At 60.6% G+C, this 842-nt stretch carries 1 protein-coding gene and 1 pseudogene; both read left to right on the top strand.

Annotation, left to right across the window (positions count from 1 at the left end):
• Positions 1-59: 59 nt before the first annotated feature.
• Positions 60-407, top strand: coding sequence for a transposase (locus tag RAD10_RS41445; RefSeq protein ID WP_461621975.1), 348 nt, complete (start codon positions 60-62; stop codon positions 405-407).
• Positions 408-571: 164 nt separating this feature from the next.
• Positions 572-842 (top strand): annotated as a pseudogene (locus RAD10_RS41440) (IS110 family transposase); the annotation flags it as partial.

The raw sequence follows: 842 nt of genomic DNA, 5'->3' as shown, positions 1-842 counted from the left end.
TGAACCTCCTCCGAATGAGTGGACACCTGTAGTAGGCTCGTTGAGCCCGGAGGTGTCGAATGGAACGTCAACGTCGATCATTTACCGAAGAGTACAAGCGGCAGGCCGTCGAGCTGGTATTGTCAAGCGGGCGCTCCATTGGGTCTGTCGTCAAGGAACTCGGTCTGCGCGACTCGGTGCTGCGGCGCTGGGTTGACAAGCTCCGCCAGCAGCCGGCATCGGCGGCGTGGCACCCCACCACGCAGGCGACGCCGATGCCGGCGGTCCAGGCTTCGGAGATCGCCCGGCTGCGCCAAGAGAACGAACGGCTGCGCATGGAGCGCGACATTTTAAAAAACTGTCGCGGGCCGTTGCCCGCCTGCGCGCGGCAGAAACAGCCCAATGCTATCCTCGATCTCGGAGGGTAGCGGCCGTCAGCTTATTGGAGGGCACAATCCCCGTTAAAAAACGTGGTCCATGGGTGCATGCGAACTTGAGAGTGGTGACGCCGTTCCTGCGGTGATCCCGATTAGGAAGATGACGATTGGCATAGCCCAGACCCTCCTGCCCACTATCGGATGGAGGATTTGCGATGCCCAAGAAGACGACCAGTGACCGCCCGGAATTGAATCCGGTCAATGTTGGCACCGCCGCCGTCGACATCGGATCAAAAATGCACATGGCGGCGGTCAACCCGGCCTGCACTGACACGCCGGTACGTGCGTTCGGCACATTTACGCAGGACCTGCATGATCTGGCAGACTGGTTCAAAGCCTGCGGCGTGACGAGTGTTGCGATGGAATCCACCGGGGTCTATTGGATCCCAGCCTACGAGATTCTCGAGCAGCGCGGGTTCGAGGTCA

Source organism: Bradyrhizobium sp. 23AC (assembly GCF_054863025.1).
This window is presented reverse-complemented; position numbering and strand designations above follow the sequence as displayed.

Excerpts from the sequence above, each read along its gene's own strand:
- RAD10_RS41445 (WP_461621975.1), top strand. The coding sequence starts at position 60 with ATGGAACGTCAACGTCGATCATTTACCGAAGAGTACAAGCGGCAGGCC.